Genomic DNA, 23,484 nt, shown 5'->3' on the forward strand with positions numbered 1-23,484 from the left:
CACCGGCCGGAGCGGCTTGGCCGCGCGGGGCCTGCCTGGTGCTACGCCTACAGCGTGTGGGTGCGGACGGCGTCGTCGCCGCGGGTGCGCCGGGGCTCGAACGCCATGGCGGTCACCTTCCAGCCCTCGGCCTGCCGTACCAGCCTGAGCCGGTAGACACCCCAGACCTCCCAGATGCCCCCGCCGAGGTCGGCGTCGAGCAGGTTGTAGGCGTATCCCTTCGCGGTCACGCCCGCCTCGGCGCCGTCGACGTTGATGGCGTAGTTGCTGACCGTGTGGAAGCTCTGCTTCCTCGCGTGCAGTCCCGTCTTCCAGCCGTCGACCAGCTGGGCGGAGGTCACCGTCGAGGGCTTCCCGCCGCCCAGGCCGGTGAAGTCCACGGCGACCTCGTCATCGAAGAGCTCCTGGCAGACGGGCCAGTTCTTCGCGTCGGTCGTGTCGAAGACCGCGGTCACGACATCCTCGATCTCGGCCCGGTCAACCAGTGCGGCGATCTCATCCATGCGGATCACTATGCACCATGCGCCCTACTCTCGAGGACGGGAGAGCGCACGGCGGCACCATTCAACGCATGATGGGGACCAGGGCACCACCGGGAACCACCCAATCCAGCGAGGTGCACACCATGGCCGCCGACTCGGTCGCCCCGAGTTCCATCGACGACCTGCACTACCCCGCCCGTTCACTGGTGCTCCTCGCGGGGCTGCCAGGTGCGGGAAAGAGCACACTGCTGCGACGGCTGTACGGCCTGCGCTGCGACGAGACGGAGCCGGTACCCGACGGCCGGGGGGCGTGGGTGATCGACTCCTACCAGTCCCGCAACATGTGGGCGCCCTACCTCGGGCCGATCCCCCCACGCCTGCGCACCCCGCTGGTGCACGCCACCCATGTGTGGCGCATCGCGCGGGCGATGACGCGGGGACAGGCCGTCGTCGCGCACACGCGCGGCACCTGGCCGCACCTCCTCCACGGCTTCGCGTGGCTCGCCCGCCGGAGCGGCACGCAGATGCACATGATCCTTCTCGACGTCGAACCGGACGTCGCGCTGGCCGGCCAGCGCATCCGTGGCCGTACCGTCACCAGGGTCGCCTTCGCCCGGCACCGCCGGCGATGGCGGGCGCTGATACGGCAGGCCCGCACCGGGGCGCTCCCTCCCGCCGACAGCGTCACCGTGCTCGACCGGCCCGCCGCGGACACGCTCGGCGCGATCCGCTTCGGCCGACCCGGCAGCTAGGCGGCGAGAGCCGTACGGGCCGGGACCGGGTCACTTCCAGGCGCCGAGCCCCCGTGATAGGACGGACGACCATGGGAACAGCACTGGTCACCGGAGCTTCACGGGGTCTCGGCGCGGTCATCGCCGAACGGCTCGCGGGCGACGGCCTGCACGTGGCCGTCAACTACGCGCACGACACCGCGGGGGCCTCGGCCGTGGTCGAACGCGTCCAGGCCGCCGGCGGCTCCGCGCGCCTGGCCCGGTTCGACGTCACAGACGAGCAGTCCGTACGGCAGGCCATCGCCGAGATCGGGCCGATCGACGTGGTGGTGAACAACGCCACCGGGCCGCAGCCGCTCATGCCCGTGGAGGAGCAGACCTGGCAGGACCACCTCGACCAGTTGCACTTCTTCGTCAAGGCTCCGCTCCTCATCCTGCAGGCCGTCCTGCCCGCCATGCGCGCCGCCGGATCCGGCCGGATCGTCAACGTCGGCAGCGAGGTCACCGACCTCGGGAACGCCGACTACGGGCACTACGTGTCCGCCAAGGCCGCGATGCACGGCCTCACCCGGTCGTGGGCCCGCGAACTCGGCCCGTACGGCATCACGGTGAACACGGTCGAGCCCGGCTGGATCCCGGTGGAACGCCACGAGGGCACGCCGGCGGCCGAGTACGACGACTACATGAGGAACCTGCCCCTCGGGCACATGGGCGTGCCCGTCGACGTGGCCGAGGCGGTGGCCTTCCTCGCCTCTCCCGGTTCCCGGTTCATCACCGGCCAGCGCCTCGCCGTCAACGGCGGCAAGACGATGACCTGACCGGCCCCACGCGCGGCGGGCATTAGTCCCGCGTTCGACCTCCGGTTGCTGACATGAGGCATTTCGGCCATGACGCCATGTCTTCATTCAGCTGAAGGGAGGGCGCATGACTGTGCTCGCGGCGGCCATGGCGCTGCTCGGCTCGCTTTTCTTCGCTCTGGGTGCGGCGTTCCAGCAGCATGAGGCGTCTGGCGCCGCCGGACCCGGCATGCTCGCTCTGCTGCGCCGGCCACGCTGGCTGATCGGCACGGGAGCGGTCGCCCTGGGTGGCGGCCTGCACATCGTCGCGCTGAGCGCGGGCCCGCTGATCGTCGTGCAGCCGATGGGCGTCGCCAGCCTCCTGTTCGCCCTGCCGATCGCGGCCGCGCTGCACGGCCGCAGGCCCGCCGCGGGCGAACTCGTCGCCGCGACCGTGGTGGGCGCCGGCCTGGTCGGCCTCGTGGTGCTCATCCCCGCCACGGCGCCGGCGCCCCGCATGGACGACGCCAGCGCGCTCGGGCTGCTCGCCGCCGCCGTCCTCACGGCCCTCGCCTGCTTCGGGCTGGCCAAGAGCATCGGCGGCGCCGGCCGCCCCGCGCTGCTCGCGGTCGCGGCGGGGGTGATGTACGGCTCGAGCGCCACGGTCACCCGCGTGATCGTCGACGGCGGCGGGGGCCACCTCTGGCTCCTGGCCGTCCTTCCGATCCCGGTGCTCGCGGCGCTGAGCCTGCTGCAGCGGGCCTACGCCGGCCGTCATTTCGCGGTGGCCTACGCCACCCTGCAACTCACGGACCCTCTCACGGCGGTCGCCTGCGGAGCCCTGCTGCTCGGAGAACCCCTGCCGACGAACGTGACCGCCGCCGTGGCGGCGGCACTGGTCGCCGGAGCCGGAACCGTCGCCCTCGCCCGGACCACCCCCCTCACCGGATGACCCCCCGCACCGGATGACGCAGATCGGAGCCCGATGAACGCCGTCCCCGCCCCCTCCAGCCCGGACCTGCCGGAAGCACAGCCGTCCCTCGCCGTAGCCGCGGCCCCGGCGCGGCGCCGCCGGGTGCTGATCGCCACCGACACCTACCCGCCCGATGTGAACGGCGCGTCGTACTTCACCCACCGCCTCGCGGGAGGGCTGGCCGCGCGCGGCGCCGACGTCCACGTGGTGTGCGCGTCCGACGAAGGCCGCCCGCGTACGGAGATCGTGGGCGGCGTGATGGTCCACCGGCTGTGGTCGGCCCGGCTGCCCCTGCACCCGACGATGCGGATCAGCCTTCCGGCAGGCCTGAAGCGCACGATGACACACCTGATCGGCCGGGCCCGCCCCGACGTCGTCCACGTTCAGGGACACTTCATGATCGGTCGTGCGGCCCTCGCGGCGGCAGGCGGGGCGGGCCTGCCCGTGGTGGCCACCAACCACTTCATGCCGGACAACCTCTTCCAGTTCGCGCGCGTCCCGGCGGGGCTGCGGGCCCGCGCCGGAGACATGGCCTGGCAAGACCTGACCAGGATCTTCGCCCGCGCCCACCGCGTCACCACGCCCACGCGGATCGCCGCCCGGCTGCTGGTCGAGAAGGGGTTCCCCCACGAGGTGGAGGCGGTCTCCTGCGGCATCGACCTGCAGCGGTTCCAGCGTCAGCCGCAGGAGTGGGCGCGGCGGCGGTTCGGCCTGGCCGACAGGCCCACCGTCCTGTTCGTCGGCCGCCTGGACGAGGAGAAGCGGCTCGAGGACCTCGTCCGGGCGCTGCCGTACGTGCTGAACCACGTCGACGCGCAGGCGGTTCTGGTCGGCACCGGCGGGAAGCGGCAGGACCTGGAGCGGCTCGCCGCCCGGATCGGGGTGGGCGAGCGGGTGCGGTTCCTCGGCTTCATCCCCGACGCCGACCTGCCGCAGGTCTACTCGGCCGCGGACGTGTTCGCCATGCCCGGCGTCGCCGAGTTGCAGAGCATCGCGACACTCGAGGCGATGGCCGCCGGCCTTCCGGTCGTGGCGGCGGACGCCATGGCTTTGCCCCATCTGGTGGCCGGAAACGGCTTCCTCTACCGGCCGGGAGACGCCAAGGAGATGGCCCGGCATCTCACCGGCATCCTGACCTCCGGCGAGGTGCACGCGGCCATGGCCAAGGCGAGCCTCGCCATCGCCGCCACCCACGATCACCAGCGATCTCTTGCTCGGTTCGAGGAGATCTACACGGAGCTCCTCGCGTGAAAAGACCCTATTTTCGCAAGAAATCAGTTAATGTCCGTTCATGCCCGGCGCTTATTTCCCCCGCATCCAGACCGTCTCGGGTGCGGTCCCCGTCTCCGAGATCGACGGCCCGGTGCTTGCCCGTGAGCATCTGCGCACCGACACCCGGTGGGGAATCGGCGTCGGCTCCGACCCGTACCGCTGGCTCGACGAGGAGCGGTACGTCGTCGCCGAGCTCAAGAAGCTGGCGTCCGACCGCGGGCTGAGCCTCGTCGTCGAGCACACCTGCATCGGCATGGCCCGCGACCCCGCGTCGCTCGGCCGCATGGCCACGGGCAGCCGGGTCGCCGTGGTCGCCGCCACGGGCTTCGCCCCCGAGCCGTTCTCCGGTGACGCCGTCCGGCGGTACAGCGTGGACGACCTGACCTCGGATCTTCTGCACGAGATCGGCGCGGGGCTCGACGGCGCGGGGTCGCGGCCGGGGCTCATCGTGGCGACCGCCTGGGACGAGACGCCGACGGCGGCCGAGGAGCGTGCGCTGATCGCCGCCGCCCGGGCCTGCCTGCGCACCGATCTGCCGGTCGCGACCGATGGACTGGGCCTGCTGGAACTCCTGCTCTCCCACGGGGTGCCGCCCCGGCGGCTCAGCGCGCGGACGACCGACACGCCGGCGCAGCGGAAGATCGCAGAGACGGGCGCCTACGTGAGCGTCGACGACGCCGAGCACGTCCTGGCGCTCCTCGACGCCGGCCACGCCGAACGCGTGTTGCTGAGCAGCGGCGTGTCCCGCCGGGAGCACCTCGCCGACTACGGCGGCGAGGGGTACGGCAGGCTGTTCGACACGATCCTCCCGGCCCTGAGCGAGGCCGGCGTGGACGACGACACCCAGCGCCTGATCACCCACGAGAACCCCCTGCGCTGGCTGGCCGGCTGACTTCAGGAGTCGAAGCCGAGCCCGAACGCGTCGAGCGTGCGCAGCCAGGCGTTGCGGCGTCCCTCCTGCGCGTCGGACCTGGCCATCGACCACCGGGTGAGCTGGATGACGCCCGACCTGAACGGCTCGGGCGGGAACGGCACGGGCTTGCGCCGGACCATGCGCAACCGGGTCCGGTCGGTCCGCTCTCCGGCGAGCAGGTCGAGCATCACGTTGGCCCCGAAGCGGGTGGCCCCGACCCCGAGGCCGGTGTAGCCGGCGGCGTAGGCGAGGCGAGAGCCGTACGCGGTGCCGAAGAAGGCGCTGAACCTGCTGCAGGTGTCGATGACCCCGCCCCACTTGTGGCTGAACCTCACCCCTTCGAGCTGCGGGAACGTCTCGTAGAAGTGCCGCGCGAGCTTCTCGAACGTGGCGTCGCGCTGGTCCTTGGCCGCCGTGATGAGACCGCCGTTGTAGTAGACCGCGTCGTATCCGCCCCACAGGATCCGGTTGTCGTCGGTCAGCCGGTAGTAGTGGAACTGGTTGCCCGAGTCGCCGAACCCCTGCCGGTTGCGCCAGCCGACCTCGGCCAGCCGTTCCGCCGGCACCGGCTCGGTCATCAGCACGTAGTCGTAGACCGGCACGAGGAAGTGCCTCAGCCTGCCCAGCAGCGGAGCGAAGGCGCCGGTGCCCAGGGCGACCATGCTCGCCCGCACCATGCCGAGCGGCGTGCCCAGTTCGAGAAGGCTTCCGCCGTCCCGCAGCGACCTGACCGGGGTCCGCTCGAAGACGCGCACCCCGAGCCGGAGGCAGGCCTCCCGGAGTCCCCAGGCGAGCCGGGCGGGGTCGACCATGGCCGCCCCCTCCCTGTCCCACAGACCGCCCAGGTAGGTCGGGGAGTCGACCTCGGCCCGCACCTGCTCGCGGTCGAGGCGCTCCATCCGCAGACCGAGCGACGCGCCCACCACGGCCTCCTCGTCGAGGCCACGGAGCTCCCAGTCCCGTGTGGCGACGCGCACCTCGCCGGTGCGCTCGAACGAGCAGTCGATGCCGTGTCTGGCGAGGGACGCCTCGATCTCGTCGAGGTTCTCCCGCCCGAGGCGGTCGAGCGTGCCGATCTCCTCCGGCCATCGCTCCAGCCCGTTGCCGAGGCCGTGGGTGATGCTCGCGGCGCAGAAGCCGCCGTTCCTGCCGGACGCGGCCCAGCCGATCTCGCGCCCCTCCAGCAGGACGACGTCCAGCGACGGGTCGCGCTCCTTGGCCATGAGCGCGGTCCACAGGCCGGAGAAACCACCTCCGACGACGGCCAGGTCAGCGGTGATCTGGCCGACCAGTCGCGGCGACGGCTCGGGCGCGATCGCCCGATCCAGCCAGTACGGCTTACGCTCCGCGTCAGCGAGCGCCTTCAGCGGATCCACACATTCCACTTCCCCGGAGAGCTACGCGCGGCGACGGCGCGCCGCGATGATGTTGCCGACGGCGATCAGGAGACCGGCCGCGAAGATGAGCGTGCCCATGATGTTGACCTGCGGGGGGATGCCGACACGGGTGACGCCCCAGATCCACAGCGGGAACGTCGTCGTGCCGCCCGCGGTGAAGTTGGTGATCACGAAGTCGTCGATCGACAGGGCGAACGCCAGCATCGACCCCGCCAGCACACCCGGGAAGATCATCGGCAGCGTGACCAGCCGGAAGGTGTCCCACGTGCTCGCGCCGAGGTCCCGGGCGGCTTCCTCGAGCGAGGTGTCCAGCGTCATCACCCGGGCCCGCACCGTCACGGCCACGAAGGAGATCGAGAACATGACGTGGGCGATGACGATCGTCGGGAATCCCTCCGGCATGCCCAGCGTGATGAACAGGGAATGCAGGGACGCTCCCATCACGATCTCGGCGCAGGAGATCGCGGCGAACATCACCAGCGTCAGGAGCGCCGCCCCGCGGAAGCGGTAGCGGCCGAGGGCCAGTCCGATGAGTGATCCGAGCACGCCGGCGATCACCATCGTCAGCACGGCGATGAGGAGGGAGTTCACCAACGCCTGGGTGAGCGCGTCGATCTCGAACAACTGGCCGTACCACTTGAGGGTGAACCCCTGGAAGGTGGTGTTGAACCGGCCCTTGGTGTCGTTGAACCCGAAAAGGATCATGACCGCGATCGGCACCACGAGCCAGGCGATCACCAGCCAGGTGTAGATCTGGAGGCCGCGCCCCCGGAACAGTCCACGGCTCATCGCGCGGCCACCTCCAGCACATCCTCGGTGCCGAGGGCTCTCGCGTACACGAAGATGCCGATCAGCAGCAATGCCATGAGCGTGAACGACAGGGCCGACGCGACCGGGTAGTCCTGGTTGACCAGGAACTGGTTCTGGATGACGTTGCCGATCATGGTGGTGTTGGTGCCACCGAGGACGGACGAGTTGACGTAGTCGGAGGTGGCGGGCACGAACGTCATGAGCACCCCGGCGAACACCCCGGGCAGCGACAACGGCAGCACCACACGCAGGAACGTCTGCATCCTGCTCGCGTAGAGGTCCTGCGCGGCCTCGAGGAGCCGTGGGTCGATCCGCTCCAGCGCGACGTACATCGGCAGGATCATGAACGGCAGGAAGTTGTAGGACAGGCCGCCGATCACCGCGTACGGCGTGGCCAGGACGCGGAAGTCCTGCGGGAGCAGTCCCGCGTCCCGCAGCGGGCCGAGCAGGATGCCGTTGTCCGACAGCAGGAACTGCCAGGAGATCGTCCGCAGCACGAACGACACGAGGAACGGCAGCAGCACCAGGAACAGGTAGACGGACTTGTTGTTGCCGCCCTTGAAGGCGATCCAATACGCCACCGGGAAGCCGATGAGGATCTGGATGACCGTGGCGGCCAGGCCGTACAGCAGGGACCTGATGATCTGGTCGTGGTAGGTGGTTATCCCGTCGACGTAGCTGTGCCAGTTCCACGTGAAGGCGAAGCCGTCGACCACGTTCCCCGACTGCAACGACAGCGACAACATCACGAGCGTCGGGACGACGAAGAAGATCGCCAGCCAGAGCCCGCCCGGGAAGATCAGCGCGTACGGCGTGAGCCGGGCTCTGAGCGTCCTCATGCCTCCTCCTCAGCTAAGGGCACGTCGAGTCCGCTCATGCCGTGGTGATCGCTTGGAAGATGTTCTCGTACTGCTTCTGCTCGTCGGTGTTCTTGAAGTTGCGGTAGCTGCGCAGCTTGGCGTAGTCCGCCTCCGAGGGGAACACCAGCGGGCTGGCGGCGACCTCTTCGAGGGTCTTCTTGTCGTCGCCCGATGCCGCGTCGGCGTCCGCCTTGATGATGGCCTGGGCCGCCGGCACGGGCGTGACGTAGTTGATGTACTCGGCGAGGCTCGCCGCGACCTTGGGGTCGTAGAAGAAGTCCATCAGCATGATCGCGTCGACGGGGTTGGCCGCCGTCTTCGGGATCATCATGTTGTCGGTCCAGATCGTGGCGCCCTCGTCGGGGATCACGAACTTCAGGTCCGTGCCGTCGGAGACGTTCTTCTGGAAGATGTCGCCGGACCAGGCCTGGCACATCCAGATGTCGCCCTTGCTCAGCGGGTCAACATACGACTGATCGTAATATTTCCGCACAATCCCGGCGTCGCGCTGCTCCTTGAGCTTGGCGGCGGCCTTCTCCCAGTCGGCGGGCGTCGACTTCTCCGGGTCGATGCCCAGCAGGAACATGCCGAAGTTGCCGATCTCCTGGGAGTCGGCCATCATGCCGACCTTGCCCTTGTACTTGGGGTCCCACATAGCGGCGTAGCTGGTGGGCGGCGTGTCGATGTACTTCGGGTTGTAGGCGATGCCCGTCATGCCCGACGTCCACGGGATGCTGTACACGTTGCCCGGGTCGAACGCCTCGGACTTGTACCGCGGGCCCGCGTTCGCCGCGAAGTTCGGCAGCTTGCTGTGGTCGAGCGACACGAGGTAGCCGAGTTCGACGAGCTGGCTGAACTGGATGCCGTTGGTGACGACCATGAGGTCGTAGTTGATCGACTGACCGGCGGCGAGCAGCGGCTGGATCTTGGCGAACCAGCTGGCGTTCTCCTGGATGACCTCGCTGTAGGTCACCGAGATGCCGGTCTGGTCGGTGAACTGCTTGAGCTCCGGCTGCTTGGGGTCCATGTAGAGGGGCCAGTTGGCGAAGTCGACGTGGCCGTTCTTGACCTTGCCGGACCAGTACTGCTGGACCGCCGACTGCGCCTCGGCCGAGGAGGTGGGCTGGGCCACACGCTTGCCCTGAACGCCACAGGCGGCCAGCGCGAGACCTGCCGCCGACAGGCCGGCGAGGCGGAACGCGTCACGACGGCCGAGACGGCGCTGCGTCATGCCACGGAGGAAAGCGGGGTCCTGATTGCGGAAGTCGTTCATAGGGTTCGTGCTCCTGGTATTTCGAGGGAGTTACCGCAGCACGTAGGAGTGCTGGGGCTGCCAGGACAGCCAGACCGTGTCGCCTCGCTCGGCCGTGATGGTGCTGTCGTGCGCGTTCTGCTGGAAAACGGTGATCTCGGCGCCATCGGCGAGAACCACGGCGTAACTGTTCGAGGTGCCCAGATAGACGACCTCGGAGACGGTGCCCTGCACGACGCTGCGGTCGCCTTCGGGCTGCTCGGTCGAGATCGTGATCTTCTCCGGCCGGACGGTGAGCTCCAGGGTGTCACCCACGGAGACCGCCCCCTCGACGGGTGCCAGGATACGGTCGCTCGGCCCGAGCGCGAGCACGGCCGTCGATCCGTTGACCTTGTCGACCGTCCCGCTGAGCAGGTTCGACGTGCCGATGAACCCGGCGACGAACTTGGTCGCCGGCCGCTCGTAGATCTCCCGGGGAGCCGCGAGCTGGTCCACCAGGCCGTCGTTCATGACGGCGATGCGGTCGCTCATCGTGAGCGCCTCACCCTGGTCGTGGGTCACGTAGACGAACGTGATGCCGACGTCGCGCTGGATGCGCTTGAGCTCGATCTGCATGGCCTGGCGCAACTTGAGGTCGAGCGCGCCGAGCGGCTCGTCCAGGAGCAGGGCGCGGGGCCGGTTGACGAGCGCGCGGGCGAGGGCCACACGCTGCTGCTGACCACCGGACATCTCCTTGGGGCGGCGCTTCTCTCGCCCGGTGAGGTCGACGACCTCGAGGATCTCCCCCACCCGCCGCTGGATCTCAGCGGTCTCCACGCTCTTGCGCTTGAGTCCGAACGCCACGTTCTCCCAGACGCTCATGTGGGGGAAGAGCGCGTAGGACTGGAAGACCATGTTCACATCACGCTTGTTCGGGGGGACGCTCGTGACGTCCTGCCCGTGCAGCCGGACCACGCCCTGTGTCGGGTCCTCGAATCCGGCGATCATCCGCATGCTGGTGGTCTTGCCACACCCAGAGGGGCCGAGGAGGGAGAAGAACTCGCCCTCCGTGATGGCCAGGCTCACGCCTTTGACTGCCCGTACGACCTCGCCGTGCGAGGTGTACTCCTTCACGACATTGTCGAGCTCGATGGCGGGCGTCTGTTGTGAACCGGGGGCAGCCGAAGCGGCTGCCCCCGGGCCCGCCTGGATTTCTGTCATTCCAGGCTTATCCCTCTTTATCAATAGGTCGTACGGCTCCCGCCGCGGCCTATTCGCCGATGTAGTGCATGACGTGCTTGACGCGGGTGTAGTCGTGGAGGCCGAAGACCGAAAGGTCCTTTCCGTACCCGGAATGCTTGAAGCCGCCGTGCGGCATCTCCGACACGAAGGGGATGTGCGTGTTCACCCAAACCACGCCGAAGTCGAGCCTCTTGGACACCCGCATGGCCCGGCCGTGGTCGGAGGTCCAGACCGAGCCGGAGAGTCCGTACCTGACGCCGTTGGCCTTGGCCACCGCGTCGGCCTCGTCGGTGAAGGTCTGGATCGTCATGACCGGGCCGAAGATCTCGTCCTGGATCATCTCGTCGTCCTGACGGAGCCCGTCGACGACGGTGGGGGCGAAGAAGTAGCCCTTGTCCCCGACCTGGTGACCGCCGGTGAGCACGGAGGCGTGCTCGGGCACACGCTCGAAGAACCCCTGAACCCGCGTGAGCTGGTTGGGGTTGTTCAGCGGGCCGAAGTAGGCCTCTTCATCGTCGAGGCCGCCCATCCGGGTGTTCGCGGCGGCCTGCGCGAGCGCGGCGGCGAACTCGTCGTGGATGCCCTCCTGGACGATGACGCGGCAGGCGGCGGTGCAGTCCTGGCCCGCGTTGTAGAGGCCGGCGCCCGCGATCGCCTCGGCGACGGCGTTGATGTCCTTGACGTCGTCGAAGACGACGACGGGGGCCTTGCCGCCCAGTTCCAGGTGTACGCGCTTGAGGTCGTCGGCGGCCGACCTGGCCACGGCCATGCCCGCGCCGACCGAGCCGGTGATGGCCACCATGTCGGCGGTCGGGTGGCCGACGACGAGGGCGCCGGTCTCACGGTCGCCGGTGACGACGTTGAAGACGCCGGCGGGGAGCACGTCGCCGATGATCTCGGCGAGCTTGATCGTGGAGACCGGTGTGGTGTCCGACGGCTTGAGGACGATCGTGTTGCCCGCGGCGAGGGCCGGGGCGATCTTCCACACGGCCATCATCATCGGGTAGTTCCACGGGGTGACCTGGCCGATGACGCCGATCGGCTCGTGCCGGATCATCGAGGTGTGGTCGGCGAGGAACTCCCCGGCCGTGGGGCCCTCCAGCGTGCGGGCCGCTCCGGCGAAGAAGCGGAAGTGATCGGCGGCGATCGGGGTCTCGTCCTCAGCCATCCGCGCGCGGGGCTTGCCGGTGTTGCGGCACTCCGCCTCGTTGATCTCGTCGGCGCGGGCCTCGATGGCATCGGCGATCTTCAGGAGGAAGCCGGCGCGCTCGCCGGGGGTCGTCTCGCCCCAGGTCTCGAAGGCGGCGGCCGCGGCGGCGTAGGCCGCGTCGACGTCGTCCTGACCGGAAACGGGCGCCTGGGCGTAGACCTCGCCGGTCGTAGGATCGACCACATCCGAGAACCGGCCACTGACGGCGTCGACGAACTTCCCGTTCACGAAGTTCTGCAGACGGGTGGTCACCGTTGCCCTCCTGTCGAGGTAGCTGAATGTCGCGACTCTGGCAGAGAAAAAAACCAACTACAAGTGATTTCGTGGCTAAGATACCAAATCGCTACGAAATCGCTTGACTGGTGCATCGAAGCTGACAACATGTCAGACCTGAACAGCAACATGTCAAAAACCGGCGCGTAACACAGGGCCGCTACGGCGACTCGAAGAGAGGATCCCCCCGAGGATGACGACTCCGCCGAAGGCACGGGCGACCGCCAATGGCGGGCCCGTGGTCCTCGATGAGATCTCCAAGCAGATCATCGAGCAGTTGCAGATGGACGGTCGCAAGCCGTACGCCGCGATCGGCAAGGCGGTGGGCCTGTCGGAGGCGGCGGTGCGCCAGCGCGTGCAACGCCTGCTGGACCTCGGAGTGATGCAGATCGTCGCGGTCACCGACCCGCTCACGCTCGGCTTCCCGCGGCAGGCGATGATCGGCATCAAGTGCGAGGGCGATCTGGAGACGGTGGCCGACAAACTGTCGTTCATCGAGGAGATCGACTACGTCGTCCTGACCGCGGGTTCCGTGGACATCATGGTCGAGGTCGTCTGCGAGGGCGACACCCACCTGCTGGAGATCCTCGGTAAGATCCGCGCGATCCCCAGCGTGCGGGCGACCGAGACGTTCGTCTATCTCAAGCTGCACAAGCAGACCTATTCGTGGGGCACCCGCTGATTCGCGGGGGCACCCGCTGACTTATTCACCGGGCAGCCGTTGGCCTGTCGGCCTACGCGGCGGGCATCCCTTGGCCCGCTGACTCATTCGGCGGGCGGTCACTGACGCGCGGCACCGATGCGGGCCACGGCCCGAACCGGGGCGCCGTCGGCGCCCTCCAGACGCAGGGGCAGCAGTGACACCTCGATCGGCCGGCCCTCCTTCTGCGCGTCGACGAGCCGGTCGAGACCCCGCAGGTTCTCGGCGATCACGGCGTGCGCGCCGCACAACACCCGATGGGCGGGCAGTTCCTCCGTCGGCGTCGGGTCCACGCTGAGCGCGTCGATCCCCACGGTGCGGATGCCCGACCCGACGATGAGCTCCGCCGCCTCCGCGGTGAGCCACGGATGCCCCAGGTAGTCCGCACTCCCCCACATGGCCGCCCAGCCCGTGGCGATCAGAAGGATCGTCCCCGCCCGAAGGTGCGGCGCCACGAGGGCGGAGGTGATCGGCGCGCGAGGCGGCAGGCCCCTGGCGTCCACGATCTCGGCCGGGCCGATGAAGCGCTCCAGCGGCAGGTCGTCGAGCCTGGGGAGCGCGTCGTCGATGTGGTACGGAGCGTCCACGTGAGTCCCCGACTGGGACCCGAGATGCAGCCCGAGGACGTTGACGCCCTCCCCCGCCACCGTGAGCGCCGGGCGGACGTCCACCTCCGGATCGCCGGGATAGACCGGCATCCCCGTCACGATGGGCACCGACAAGTCGACGATCATGGTCGCGCCGCGGCTTCCTCAGTCACATGCAGATCCGGTTCCTGCGTGGCGGCTTCCTCTGTCACGCGCAGGTCCGGTTCCCTTGTCGCGGACAGCTCCGGCTCCCTCGTCGCGTACAGATCCGGCCGCCGGTCCCTGTGCACATCGTTGCGCGGGCCCGTGGCCTTGTCCCGCGCCGCGGAGAGGTCGCAGTCGGCGATCAGCACGGTGGGACGGTCCTGGAGGACGGGTCCTGCCAGCGGGTAGCCGTCCGGTCCCAGGATCGACGATCCGGAGACCCAGCCCACCCCTCGCTCAGCCGAGCACCGATCGGCCACCGCGACGAACATCCGATTGGAGGCCGCCGCGACCTGGGCATGTGCGACGAGGACGGGCCTCTCCCCCTCGGGCACGGGCGACGCCGGCCAGTTCGTGGAGACGGCGAGCACGTCCGCCCCCGCGAGCCCGACCGAACGCACCCACTCGGGGAACTCCAGGTCGTAGCAGACCATCATCGCGACGCGGCCGATCGCCGTGTCGACGACCGGGGCGGGACTCTCGCCCGGCACGAACACGTCCTGCTCGGCGTCCCAGAGATGAACCTTGCGATAGACCGCACGCAACCCGCCGGCGTCGACCATGGCCTGGCTGTTGCGGACCCGCCCCTCGACCAGCTCGCAGAATCCACCGACGATCACCAGGTCATGAGCCCGTGCCAGCCGCGCCCACTCCGAGAGGGTCCGGCCGTCGGCGGGCTCGGCCAACGCCCTGGCCTCGGCCGCTCCGGAGAAGACATAACCGCTGTTGACCAGTTCGGGCAGGACGACGAGCCGCGCTCCGGCCGCGGCGGCCTCGGCGACGGCGACGGACGCCGCCGCCCGGTTCTCCTCAGCTCTTCCCACCTGGAGAGCGAGTTGGGCGACGGCCACCTTCGTCATGACCGTCCATCCATAGCGGCAGAGGTCGCGACCACAGAGGTCCTGCGATCGGAGGCCACGGGGCCGCGGGTCATGCGACCGGTGGTCGTGGCGCCCGCGATCACGCGATCGGACGTCATGCGATCGGGGGTCACGCGATCGGCGGTCAGGCCGTCCGCAGTCGTGCGATCGGGGGTCAGGCCGTCAGGCGTCATACGGTGTCTCCATCTCGGACGGCTTCGTCTTCAGCTCTATCCTCGACGCTCCAGCACACCGGCCAGTTCGGCGAGGAAGCGGTCGACCTCACCGATCGCGTACCCAGGCCGGATGACCACCGTCGTGAACGTGGCGGTCCTTATCTGCTCCGCCGTGACCGGTCGGTCGGTGGTGCCACGCAGCGTGGCGACGACCCGGTCGAGCAGAGCGTCGACGTCCTGCTCCCGATAGCCCAAGCCGAGCCGTCCCGGCCGGAACGCCATCTGTTCCACCCGCGTCGCCTCGGCCTCCCACTCGTCCTCCGGTTCGGCGCCGACCAGCACGTCCCGCCCAGTCTGCGCTCCACTGGCGCCGCCCTTGGCATGCGCTCCACCACTCGCATCACCACCGGCCTGCGCTCCACTACGCGCGCCGCTCGTGGCCTGCGTTCCACTGCTGTCCCTGGATTCGGCGTGCGCTCTGCCGCTCTCCCTGGCCTCGCCAGTCCTGCCCAGGCCGGCCTTGCTGCTTTCAACCCCGTCGTCGTCGCGTGCGTCCGGCCCAGCGCCGCCCCGTGAGCCCGGCCTGATTCCGAGCTTGGACTCCGCGTCTTGGCCGGTCCCGCCGAACTTGCTCGAACCGACTTCGCGCTCGGGGCTCTGCTTCGTCTCGGCTTCCGCGTCGGGCTTCTCGGACAGAGCAGGTTCGCCGTGCTCTTCACCTGCCTGCCGTACGGCATCGAGGTCAGCGGGATCCTCGCCCGGGGGCAGATCAGCGGCCGAGACATCTCGGGTCTCCACCGCGACGATGAACGCGTCGAGAGCGAAGTCGACCGCCGTCTCGTTATAGCCGCCGAGCTTCACTCCGAACTTGGCGCCGCGGATCTCATCGGCCGTGACCGGCGGACCGACGAGGCGACCGCGGCCGAGCGTCCGCTCGATCCTCAGAATCAGCTCGTCGACCTGCTCGGGGTCGTAGCCGAGCCGGACACCGATGACGCGTGGAAAGCGATTCACGCACCTCTCCCGTCCATCGCGTGGTCGAGTAGATCCATTGTGTCGGTGAATCGAGCACGAAGGGAGTCCCCTGGCCCCCACTGGCACCACACGCGATCTACAGGACGCTGTAAGTCTGTATGGATAAGCTGCGGACTCTATGCGTGTAACCAATCTGTTCTTCCGTTACGGAAGGCGGAATCCCTGGGTGTTGTCGAACGCCGGGTTTGTTCTCAGCCCGGGCGACGTGACCGAGGTCCTCGGACCGAACGGCACGGGCAAATCCACCCTGTTGCGCCTGCTCGCCGGGCTCCTCAGACCGGTCAAGGGCACCATCGACGAGCGTCCGGACGTCGTCGGATACGCGCCCGAGCGGTTCCCGGCGGCCCAGCCGTTCACGGTCGCCGCGTACCTGCGCCACATGGCCGCGATCCGGGGAACCGACCCTCGGCGGATCGATGAATGGTCGGAGCGGCTCGGCATGGATCAGCTGATGGGGCATCGCCTGCCTGATCTCTCCAAGGGCAGCGCCCACAAGGTGGGGCTCGCTCAGGCTCTGCTCTGTGAGCCGGGGTTGCTCATCCTCGATGAACCGTTCGCGGGTCTGGATGCCACGACCCGGGCCGAGTTGCCACAGATCATCGGCGAGGTCTCCGCCAGAGGCGGCATCGTCGTCGTCAGTGACCATCAGGGCGAACTGCGTGCGCTCCCCGACCTACGGCGGCACGAGGTCAGAAACGGGACAATTCAAGAGCTCCCCAGAAACGCCGGGTCGGACGCCGGCGCGCGCGTCACCGCAAGGAACGGCACCGCACAGAACGGCACCACACAGGACATCACCCCGCGGGGCATCACCCCGCAGGACGACAGCGCGCGGGACGACAGCGCGCGGGACGACATGGGGCGCGGAATCACGGTGCAGGGAGCCGCTGTGCTGGAAGACAGTTCCCCGGCCGTCACCGTGCTCGAAGTCGCCGTCGCGACGTCGAAGGCAGAGGAACTGGCGAGCCGCCTGCGCGCCGAAGGACACGTGGTCCGAATCGCACGGGAGGCCGCCGAATGATCGCACTGGCACGCTTCCGGCTCGCGGGATACGCACGCTCGCATCGGGCTCTCCAGCCGCTCATCGCGCTGCTTCCTCTACTGGCGATCATGTACGCGACGCCGGTCCCCGCCGGTGAGGAGCTGGGAGCAATGGCCGACTCGGCCGGAATCCTCCTGCCCGTCTTCGCCTGGGCGGCTCGCGGGCTCCTCGACACCGAGCCGGACGAGCAGCGGATGATCTCCATCGTCACCAACCGCCGAGGGGAACTGCTGAGCGGGATCATCGCGGCCTGCGTCTTCGCTCTGGGCCTGGCGGTGATCGGTGAACTCGCTCTGCTCGCGCGCCTCTCCGCCGACCCCGGCATCGGTGCGCTCATGGTCGGGGTGTGCCTGCACCTGTTCTCCGTCATCGCCGGAGTAGCGCTCGGAGCACTGACGAGCCGTCCGATCCTTCCGTCCCCCGCCGTGTCGAACCTGGTCCTGATCCTCGGTTATCTGGCGATATTGCTGGTCAGCGCGTCAGGAGCGCGATGGCTGACCGTCCCCGTCATGAGCTGGATGAAGGACGGCCACCACGACGTCCTGATGGGACATCTGCCACTGCTCGCCGTACAGTCCCTGCTCTGGCCGCTGCTCGGACTCGCGGGGTACGCGTGGCTACGCCGTACCCGACCATGACCGACCCCACGGAACCGACCCCACGGAACCGACCCCACGGAACAGGCCCGACGACCCCCCGCTGGCTCCGGCCGCCCCCGCCCGGCACGCCACCGCCTCGCCGGGGGTCGAGGTGGGCACCACCCGCGCACTTCGGCCCGGGTACGGCCGGCACCCGCCGACACACCGTGTACGGCGGACGGCCCGCAGGCCTGACGATCTCGTCCACCGGTCGATGGGGCCGGCTCCCGGATATCGAACGGCGCTTCCTGAGGGACGAAGCTTTCAAGGGTTGTTTCGATCATACGTTCGATATATGATCGGGGCAGCCGTTACAGGTGAGCTTGGTTGGGCGGGCTGTTGAGGCCGTACGCCCCGTGATGAAGCAGTCGATTTCCATGAAGTGGAGTCCCCGATCGCCGCTCGATCGGGAAGTCGGTCGCTTTCGTCTCCGGGGAGGAGGCCCGCCGTGTCCACGGCATCCGCATGCGCATCCGCAGGTCCGGCCGCGGTTCCTCCGCGCGGCCCTTCACCTGCGGATCATCCGCTGCCCATCCCTGACGGCTTGGCCTCGTTGCCGCCAGGCGTGGAGTTGGCGGAAGCCCTGGCGGCTATCGACGAGCGTCGCGTATCAGGGTTCGACACGGTCGAGGTGCTGAAAGCGGCCTACCGGCAGTTGTGCCACGATCGAGCCCGGTTTCTCGCGGTCTTACTGGAGGTCGGGCTGCGAGAGCACTTCTCCGGCGACTCGGTGAGACGACTTGAGGTGCCGGACGAGTTCAGCCCGGATGAGGCGCGCGCGGCACTGGTGTGGTCGCGCCGCCGCTCGGACTCCACCTTCGAGCTGGCATGGGGTGTGCACCGCCGACTGCCTCAGCTGGGTGAGGCGATGTCGCGCGGTGACCTGGATGAGCCGCGAGCTGCGGCGTTCATTCGGTGGACCGCGGGCCTGACTCACCAGCAGGCCGAGGTGGTCTGTGCGCAACTGGTGCCCGGAGCTGGTCGGCTGACCGTCGGCGCGTTGATCGAACAGATCCAAAGGCTGGTTCTGGCGATCGATCCCGAGTGGGCGCAGAAGCGCTACACGGAGGCGGTCCGCCGTCGCCGCGTGGTGGGGACCCGCAACGAGGACGGCACTGCGACCGTGTCAGGCCTGGACCTGCCGTTGGACCGGGCGGCCGCCGGTTGCGAGCGGATCGACGATCTGGCCCGCTCATGCAAACGCGCAGGAGACAAGCGCCCGATCGACCACATCCGCACCGACCTGTTCCTCGGCTCACTGGACGGGTCGTTCGAAGCTCTCACGGACAAAGAGATCGTCGCTCACGTCCTCGAGCATCCTTTCGTCGAGCAGAGCGACGATCGAAGTGATGGCGCCGCCGGTGGCCACGCCGGTCGGTCAGCCGACCCCAAGCCTGCACGGTCTCCCCGCAGGCATCCGGCATCACCGCGCCCAGATGCGGCTCAACGCGCCCGGCCCGGAAACGACCGGTATGGAGACGACCAGCGTGGAAACGGCCCGTATGGAAACGGCCCGTATGGAAACGACCGGTCCAGAGCCGATCAAGCGGATTCTGAACGGCCGGATCCCATACAGCCCGATCATGCTGGACCCGAACCTGTTCAGCACATGCCTGTGCCGTACAACAGGGCCGGCCGGGCGGTTCGTGAGATTCGGGTGGAGCTGACCACCCTCCTCGGGCTTGACGAGCACCCTGCCGAGGTGCCCGGTTGGGGGATCATCCACGCTGGTCTGGCCCGCGAGATGGTCTCTGGCATGCTCGCCGGCGAATGGCGGTTCGCGGTCTGCACCGACGACGGCCGACTCCTGTACAGCGGGATAACGCACCATCGCCCCTGTGCTGCCGCTGAGCGCCCCTCGCGAGACATCCGGCAGAGCGGCATCGTCGAGCTTCAAATCACCAGATCTCGCCTGATCGACATCGCAGAGGGGGACGGCTTCCTGGGGGTGTGGACGTCGCTCGTCACCGAGCTTGCCCACCGGACCAGACGCCATCTCCAAGAAACCAGCGACGCGGCCAGGAGCAGCACCGACATCAGCGCCGATCACAAGAGTTCCCGACGACGAGCGGGCGCGGTCTTACGCCGATACGTCCAGATGCGGGGCCGATGCTGTTCATGGCCCGGCTGCCGCATGCCCGCGACGAGGACCGACCAAGACCACGCTGCCAACTGGGCCGACGGAGGATCGACCACCGAAGACAATCTGCACCTGGCCTGTCGTCATGACCACCGCGCCAAGCACGACGGCGGCTGGCGCGTGACCATGCCCGATCCCGGCCTGATCCTGTGGAGCAGCCCGCTCGGCCACAGCTATCCCACTCGTCTCCCACCGATCATGTTCGGCACCCTCAGTCCGCAGCCTCGCGACTGGCCAGACTCACCGCCCGGCCGCATTCCTGACGACGCCCACCCACTGGTGACCGGATTGAAACCGCATAGTCCGCGGACAAGCACTCAACAGCCATGCAATCCACAGCAGCCCAGCCCGCAACCACGCAGCGAGGAGGGCCCAGATGACGGAGGCACCCAGGCCCACGCCCCGGACCCGATCACTCCCCTGCTCAGGCAGGAGACAGACGCGCCCCCGTTCTGATCAGCAGACACTGATCAACAGGGGCCCCGGAAGGCGCCAGGAACGGAAGGGCGTCAGGAAGCGGGCGTGGCGGCCGCGAGTTGACCGCACGCGCCGTCGATCTCGCGGCCCCGGGTGTCACGGACGGTGACCGCGACGCCGTGGGACTCCAGCCTCCGGACGAAGGCACGCTCGTCCTCGGGACGTGAGGCGGTCCACTTCGACCCCGGCGTGGGATTGAGGGGGATCAGATTGACGTGGACGAGCTTGCCCTTGAGGAGGCGGCCGAGCAGATCCGCACGCCATTCCTGGTCGTTGATGTCCTTGATCAGGGCGTACTCGATGGAGACACGACGCTTGGTCTTCGCCGCGTAGTCCCAGGCGGCGCCGAGCACCTCGGCGACCTTCCACCTGGTGTTGATGGGGACGAGCGTGTCGCGAAGCTCGTCGTCGGGGGCGTGCAGTGAGACGGCCAGCGTGACGGGGAGGCCCTCAGCGGCGAGCTTCTCGATCGCGGGCACCAGGCCGACGGTCGAAACCGTCACGCCGCGGGCGGAGATGCCCAGGCCCTCCGGAGCCGGATCGACCAGGCGGCGGACGGCGCCGATCACGGCCTTGTAGTTGGCCATCGGCTCGCCCATGCCCATGAAGACGATGTTGCTCACCCGGGCGGGACCACCGGGGACATCGCCTCTGGCAAGCGCCCGGGCACCCGCGACGACCTGCTCGACGATCTCCGCCGTGGACATGTTCCGGGTCAGCCCGGCCTGACCGGTGGCGCAGAACGGGCAGTTCATCCCACAGCCGGCCTGGGAGGAGACGCACATCGTCACCCGATCGGGGTAACGCATCAGCACCGACTCGACGAGGGAGCCGTCGAACAGCTTCCACAACGTCTTGCGGGTCATGCCGTCGTCACAGGTGATCTCCCGGACGGGCGTCAGCAGGGACGGCATGAGCTGGGACACCAGCCGCTCGCGGCTGTCGCCGGGCAGGTCGGTCATCTCCTCCGGGGACCCGGTGAGCTTGGCGAAGTAGTGCCGGGAGAGCTGGTCGGCGCGGAACGGCTTCTCACCGAGCTCCGTCACGGCCGCCCTGCGCTCGGCCATGGTGAGATCGGCCAGATGGCGTTGCGGCTTGGCCCGGCGCGGCGCGACGAACGTCAGCTGGCCGGTCTTGGGCTGGTCGCTCACGCAAAACCTTCCGATCTCCTGCAGATGTGGTCTTAACGGCTGCCCAAAGCAGCCTTATTCTGGCGGTGATTCCGGAGGTGAGATTGGACAGGGCATCCGTCGTGCTCACCAGCCCCAACCCCTACGGGAGCCGCACTCTCACCATCGAACGCGATCGGGCATCCTCAGTAGCTTACCTGCGCGGATCAAAGGGAACCGTCCACGGAGCCGTCTGGCTGGCCAACCACGGTCCGGCCCCGGAGACCGTGGATCTCGCCCGGGCCAACGCCGGGCTGCCGCCCGTGATGCCCCGTGTGAACACCATCAACCCTTCCGGTACACCGCCGCTCGACGCCGCCGCACTGTCCGTGCTCTGGTTCGAGGAGGGGGACGGCGTCGCCATCTTCGAGAACGGCGAACTGCTGGCCGTCATTCCAGGCTGGTCGGATCTGGAACGTGGCATGCCGGGCTACGCCAGGGACGCCGTGGGCGAATCGCCCTTCGCCTGGTCGCTGGCCGAGGCGATGGAGGGGCTGTCGCCTCGTGTGACCAAGGCCCGGGCGTACTGGCAGTGGCGGGAGGCCGAGGGCAGTTGGGCATCGTTCCAGCAGTTCGTCATGGGTCACCTGGACAGCAGGCTCGGCCCGCCCGGACGCTACTGGGACGTCAGCGGCGCCAGGCTCCCTGTGGTCGGAGTGACTGAGCGGCCCGCCGGTTACGGCAGGGACTACACGGTGTTGTCGACGGTCGGCATGAGCTGCCAGCGGATGCCGACCGCGGAGCTCTACGACACCGCCTGCCGCATCGAGCTCGCCATCGCGACCCGGCAGGACCCGGGGGTGGCCACCCGGGTGCTGCTCTGGCTGGGCCAGTACCCCTGGCGGTCGGTGACCTGGCTGGGACACGGCCATACGGCCCGCTGGTTTCAGGGGCCGGGGACGTTCCCACTGGACGGCGGGCACCAGGGAGTGATCATGTTGGCCGACCCGGTCGGCCTGCCCGACCTGTCGGGATTCGCCTTCGGAGGCGAATCCGTACGGTGGCTGTGGCTGCTTCCGCTCACCGACACCGAACTCCGGCTGGCCCAGGACCAGGGGCACCAGGTGCTCTCCGACCGCCTGGCCGTACAGGGCCGGATCTGACCGCGAGCATGCGCGGGCAGCGCGGACGGCTAACCCGCGAACAGAACTAGCCCACGAACAGCGTGAGCAGCAGCCAGACGGGGACGAGCGTGAAGAGCAGGGAGTCGAGGCGGTCCATCACGCCACCGTGGCCCGGGAGAAGGGTGCCCATGTCCTTGATGCCGAGATCGCGCTTGATGACCGACTCGATCAAGTCGCCGAGGGTCGCGCAGACGACGACCACGGCTCCGAGGATGCCACCCTGCCAGTAAGCGCCGCCCAGCAGTAAGTGGACCAGTAACGCACCGGCCACGATGCAGGCGAGCGCGGAGCCGGCGAAGCCCTCCCAGGTCTTCTTCGGGCTGATGAGCGGCGACATCCGATGCTTGCCGAACAGGATCCCGGCGAAATAGCCGCCGATGTCACTGCAGACGGTCACCGCGATGAAGATGAGCACGCGATCCGAGCCGTCGTCCACCTTGAGGAGCAACGGGACGAAACCCGCGAGAAGCGAGGGGTAGACGGCGATGAAAAGCCCGGCCGTGGCGTCCCTGACGAAGCCGTCCGTGCCCTGGAACATCCGCCAGGCCAGCACCACCATCGCGGTCACCGCGAAAGCGCCGACGAGGAACGCGGGGCCGCCCCAGTACGGGCCGACGACCATCGCCGTCATGCCGGCGAGGAGCGGGAGCGTCGGCACCCGGATCCCGCGGGCCGCGACGGCCTTGGTCAGCTCGTGGACGCCCACGCCGACCGCGGCCAGGACGACGAGGAGGAAGAAGACCTTGACGGTGTAGAGCGAGGCGATGACCACGGCGCCCAGAGCGACGCCGACGGCCACGGCCGCGGGAAGGTTCCGCCCCGTACGGCTCCCGCCGCCGGATGCGTCCGAGGGCCCGGTTCCCACCGGGCCGGGCTCCCCGCCTCCAGGACCGTTCATGCCGCCGCCGAGACCGCCACCGAGACCATCGGCGTGATCGTCACCACGACCGTCGGCGTGATCATCACTCCGGCCCTCACCGCGGCCGTTGCCAGAGCCGGCACCGGAGTCAGCGCCATGACCGTCATCGTGGCCGTTGCCATGGCCGTTTCCATGGCGCTCGGCATCGCCGTCGCCGGAGACACCGGTCACGCCATCGGAATAGCGGTCTCCGGCGGCAGCCGTTCCGTCCAAAGCGTCCTACTCCCTATACACGTGATCCTT

At 68.8% G+C, this 23,484-nt stretch carries 23 protein-coding genes; 10 read left to right on the forward strand and 13 right to left on the reverse strand.

All coding sequences use genetic code 11. The annotated features are described in order from the left end of the window. Positions 1 to 47: 47 nt before the first annotated feature. Entirely contained in the window at positions 48 to 503 is a 456-nt protein-coding gene (locus tag Pmi06nite_RS21175) for a nuclear transport factor 2 family protein (RefSeq protein ID WP_203954812.1), read from the reverse strand. 68 nt (positions 504 to 571) lie between these two features. Between Pmi06nite_RS21175 and Pmi06nite_RS21180 the strand changes: the two genes are divergently transcribed. From Pmi06nite_RS21180 to Pmi06nite_RS21200, 5 genes are all read left to right on the forward strand, one after another. Continuing rightward, the gene (locus Pmi06nite_RS21180; protein ID WP_239114081.1) at positions 572 to 1,234 is read left to right on the forward strand and encodes an AAA family ATPase; all 663 of its coding nucleotides are present in this window, start codon (positions 572 to 574) and stop codon (positions 1,232 to 1,234) included. A gap of 71 nt (positions 1,235 to 1,305) precedes the next feature. Beyond that, positions 1,306 to 2,031 carry an SDR family oxidoreductase gene (locus tag Pmi06nite_RS21185; RefSeq protein ID WP_203954813.1) on the forward strand — a complete coding sequence of 242 codons (726 nt, stop codon included), beginning with the start codon at positions 1,306 to 1,308 and terminating at the stop codon, positions 2,029 to 2,031. Positions 2,032 to 2,137: 106 nt separating this feature from the next. Beyond that, a complete protein-coding gene (locus tag Pmi06nite_RS21190) occupies positions 2,138 to 2,941 on the forward strand; it encodes a DMT family transporter (protein ID WP_203954814.1) in 804 nt (267 codons plus the stop codon). Positions 2,942 to 2,974: 33 nt separating this feature from the next. Then, a complete protein-coding gene (locus Pmi06nite_RS21195; protein ID WP_203954815.1) occupies positions 2,975 to 4,213 on the forward strand; it encodes a glycosyltransferase in 1,239 nt (412 codons plus the stop codon). A gap of 40 nt (positions 4,214 to 4,253) precedes the next feature. Next, positions 4,254 to 5,126 (forward strand): phosphotriesterase family protein, encoded by an 873-nt coding sequence (locus tag Pmi06nite_RS21200; protein ID WP_203954816.1) that lies wholly within the window; start codon positions 4,254 to 4,256, stop codon positions 5,124 to 5,126. A gap of 2 nt (positions 5,127 to 5,128) precedes the next feature. On the opposite strand, the gene Pmi06nite_RS21205 is transcribed toward Pmi06nite_RS21200, so the two are convergent. The 6 genes from Pmi06nite_RS21205 to Pmi06nite_RS21230 form a co-directional block, all read right to left on the reverse strand. Continuing rightward, positions 5,129 to 6,523: an NAD(P)/FAD-dependent oxidoreductase gene (locus tag Pmi06nite_RS21205; protein ID WP_203954817.1), complete on the reverse strand. Its 1,395-nt coding sequence runs from the start codon at positions 6,521 to 6,523 to the stop codon at positions 5,129 to 5,131. Between the two features lie 21 nt (positions 6,524 to 6,544). Continuing rightward, positions 6,545 to 7,333, reverse strand: a complete 789-nt coding sequence (locus tag Pmi06nite_RS21210; RefSeq protein ID WP_203954818.1) for an ABC transporter permease — start codon at positions 7,331 to 7,333, stop codon at positions 6,545 to 6,547. Further along, complete coding sequence (locus Pmi06nite_RS21215) at positions 7,330 to 8,193, reverse strand: ABC transporter permease (RefSeq protein WP_203954819.1); 864 nt, start codon at positions 8,191 to 8,193, stop codon at positions 7,330 to 7,332. Before Pmi06nite_RS21215 ends, Pmi06nite_RS21210 begins: the two co-directional genes overlap by 4 nt. A 34-nt stretch (positions 8,194 to 8,227) precedes the next feature. Further along, positions 8,228 to 9,445: a polyamine ABC transporter substrate-binding protein gene (locus Pmi06nite_RS21220; protein WP_239114082.1), complete on the reverse strand. Its 1,218-nt coding sequence runs from the start codon at positions 9,443 to 9,445 to the stop codon at positions 8,228 to 8,230. 72 nt (positions 9,446 to 9,517) lie between these two features. Then, positions 9,518 to 10,666 (reverse strand): ABC transporter ATP-binding protein, encoded by a 1,149-nt coding sequence (locus tag Pmi06nite_RS21225; protein ID WP_203954821.1) that lies wholly within the window; start codon positions 10,664 to 10,666, stop codon positions 9,518 to 9,520. 49 nt (positions 10,667 to 10,715) lie between these two features. After that, complete coding sequence (locus tag Pmi06nite_RS21230) at positions 10,716 to 12,149, reverse strand: gamma-aminobutyraldehyde dehydrogenase (protein ID WP_203954822.1); 1,434 nt, start codon at positions 12,147 to 12,149, stop codon at positions 10,716 to 10,718. A 214-nt stretch (positions 12,150 to 12,363) separates the two neighbouring features. Between Pmi06nite_RS21230 and Pmi06nite_RS21235 the strand changes: the two genes are divergently transcribed. Continuing rightward, a complete protein-coding gene (locus Pmi06nite_RS21235) occupies positions 12,364 to 12,852 on the forward strand; it encodes an Lrp/AsnC family transcriptional regulator (protein ID WP_203954823.1) in 489 nt (162 codons plus the stop codon). Positions 12,853 to 12,950: 98 nt separating this feature from the next. Here Pmi06nite_RS21235 and Pmi06nite_RS21240 read toward each other — a convergent pair whose 3' ends face one another. The 3 genes from Pmi06nite_RS21240 to Pmi06nite_RS21250 all read right to left on the reverse strand — a co-directional run bounded on the left by Pmi06nite_RS21240 (position 12,951) and on the right by Pmi06nite_RS21250 (position 15,711). After that, positions 12,951 to 13,604, reverse strand: a complete 654-nt coding sequence (locus tag Pmi06nite_RS21240) for a cyclase family protein (RefSeq protein ID WP_203954824.1) — start codon at positions 13,602 to 13,604, stop codon at positions 12,951 to 12,953. Continuing rightward, on the reverse strand, positions 13,601 to 14,521 hold the full coding sequence (locus Pmi06nite_RS21245) for a nitrilase-related carbon-nitrogen hydrolase (RefSeq protein WP_203954825.1): 921 nt from the start codon (positions 14,519 to 14,521) through the stop codon (positions 13,601 to 13,603). The genes Pmi06nite_RS21240 and Pmi06nite_RS21245 overlap by 4 nt, the downstream gene beginning before the upstream one ends. Before the next feature lie 230 nt (positions 14,522 to 14,751). Next, positions 14,752 to 15,711 (reverse strand): DivIVA domain-containing protein, encoded by a 960-nt coding sequence (locus Pmi06nite_RS21250; RefSeq protein WP_203954826.1) that lies wholly within the window; start codon positions 15,709 to 15,711, stop codon positions 14,752 to 14,754. 139 nt (positions 15,712 to 15,850) lie between these two features. On the opposite strand from Pmi06nite_RS21250, the gene Pmi06nite_RS21255 reads away from it, so the two are divergent. The 3 genes from Pmi06nite_RS21255 (at position 15,851) to Pmi06nite_RS21265 (ending at position 20,008) form a co-directional block, all read left to right on the forward strand. Next, positions 15,851 to 16,753: an ATP-binding cassette domain-containing protein gene (locus Pmi06nite_RS21255; protein WP_203954827.1), complete on the forward strand. Its 903-nt coding sequence runs from the start codon at positions 15,851 to 15,853 to the stop codon at positions 16,751 to 16,753. Next, on the forward strand, positions 16,750 to 17,412 hold the full coding sequence (locus Pmi06nite_RS21260) for a hypothetical protein (RefSeq protein ID WP_203954828.1): 663 nt from the start codon (positions 16,750 to 16,752) through the stop codon (positions 17,410 to 17,412). The genes Pmi06nite_RS21255 and Pmi06nite_RS21260 overlap by 4 nt, the downstream gene beginning before the upstream one ends. Positions 17,413 to 17,956: 544 nt before the next feature. Continuing rightward, the gene (locus Pmi06nite_RS21265) at positions 17,957 to 20,008 is read left to right on the forward strand and encodes an HNH endonuclease signature motif containing protein (protein WP_203954829.1); all 2,052 of its coding nucleotides are present in this window, start codon (positions 17,957 to 17,959) and stop codon (positions 20,006 to 20,008) included. Between the two features lie 53 nt (positions 20,009 to 20,061). Here the strand turns inward: Pmi06nite_RS21265 and rlmN are convergent, their stop codons facing one another. Continuing rightward, entirely contained in the window at positions 20,062 to 21,180 is a 1,119-nt protein-coding gene (gene rlmN, locus Pmi06nite_RS21270) for a dual-specificity RNA methyltransferase RlmN (RefSeq protein WP_203954830.1), read from the reverse strand. Positions 21,181 to 21,257: 77 nt separating this feature from the next. On the opposite strand from rlmN, the gene Pmi06nite_RS21275 reads away from it, so the two are divergent. After that, a complete protein-coding gene (locus Pmi06nite_RS21275; RefSeq protein WP_373317322.1) occupies positions 21,258 to 22,301 on the forward strand; it encodes a suppressor of fused domain protein in 1,044 nt (347 codons plus the stop codon). A 46-nt stretch (positions 22,302 to 22,347) separates the two neighbouring features. Here the strand turns inward: Pmi06nite_RS21275 and Pmi06nite_RS21280 are convergent, their stop codons facing one another. Continuing rightward, on the reverse strand, positions 22,348 to 23,220 hold the full coding sequence (locus Pmi06nite_RS21280) for a phosphatidate cytidylyltransferase (RefSeq protein ID WP_203954831.1): 873 nt from the start codon (positions 23,218 to 23,220) through the stop codon (positions 22,348 to 22,350). Next, positions 23,217 to 23,339, reverse strand: coding sequence for a hypothetical protein (locus tag Pmi06nite_RS42630; RefSeq protein ID WP_275409588.1), 123 nt, complete (start codon positions 23,337 to 23,339; stop codon positions 23,217 to 23,219). Before Pmi06nite_RS42630 ends, Pmi06nite_RS21280 begins: the two co-directional genes overlap by 4 nt. Positions 23,340 to 23,484 lie beyond the last annotated feature (145 nt).

Origin of the sequence: Planotetraspora mira, from assembly GCF_016863275.1 — a bacterium.
GTDB classification, from domain to species: Bacteria; Actinomycetota; Actinomycetes; order Streptosporangiales; family Streptosporangiaceae; genus Planotetraspora; species Planotetraspora mira.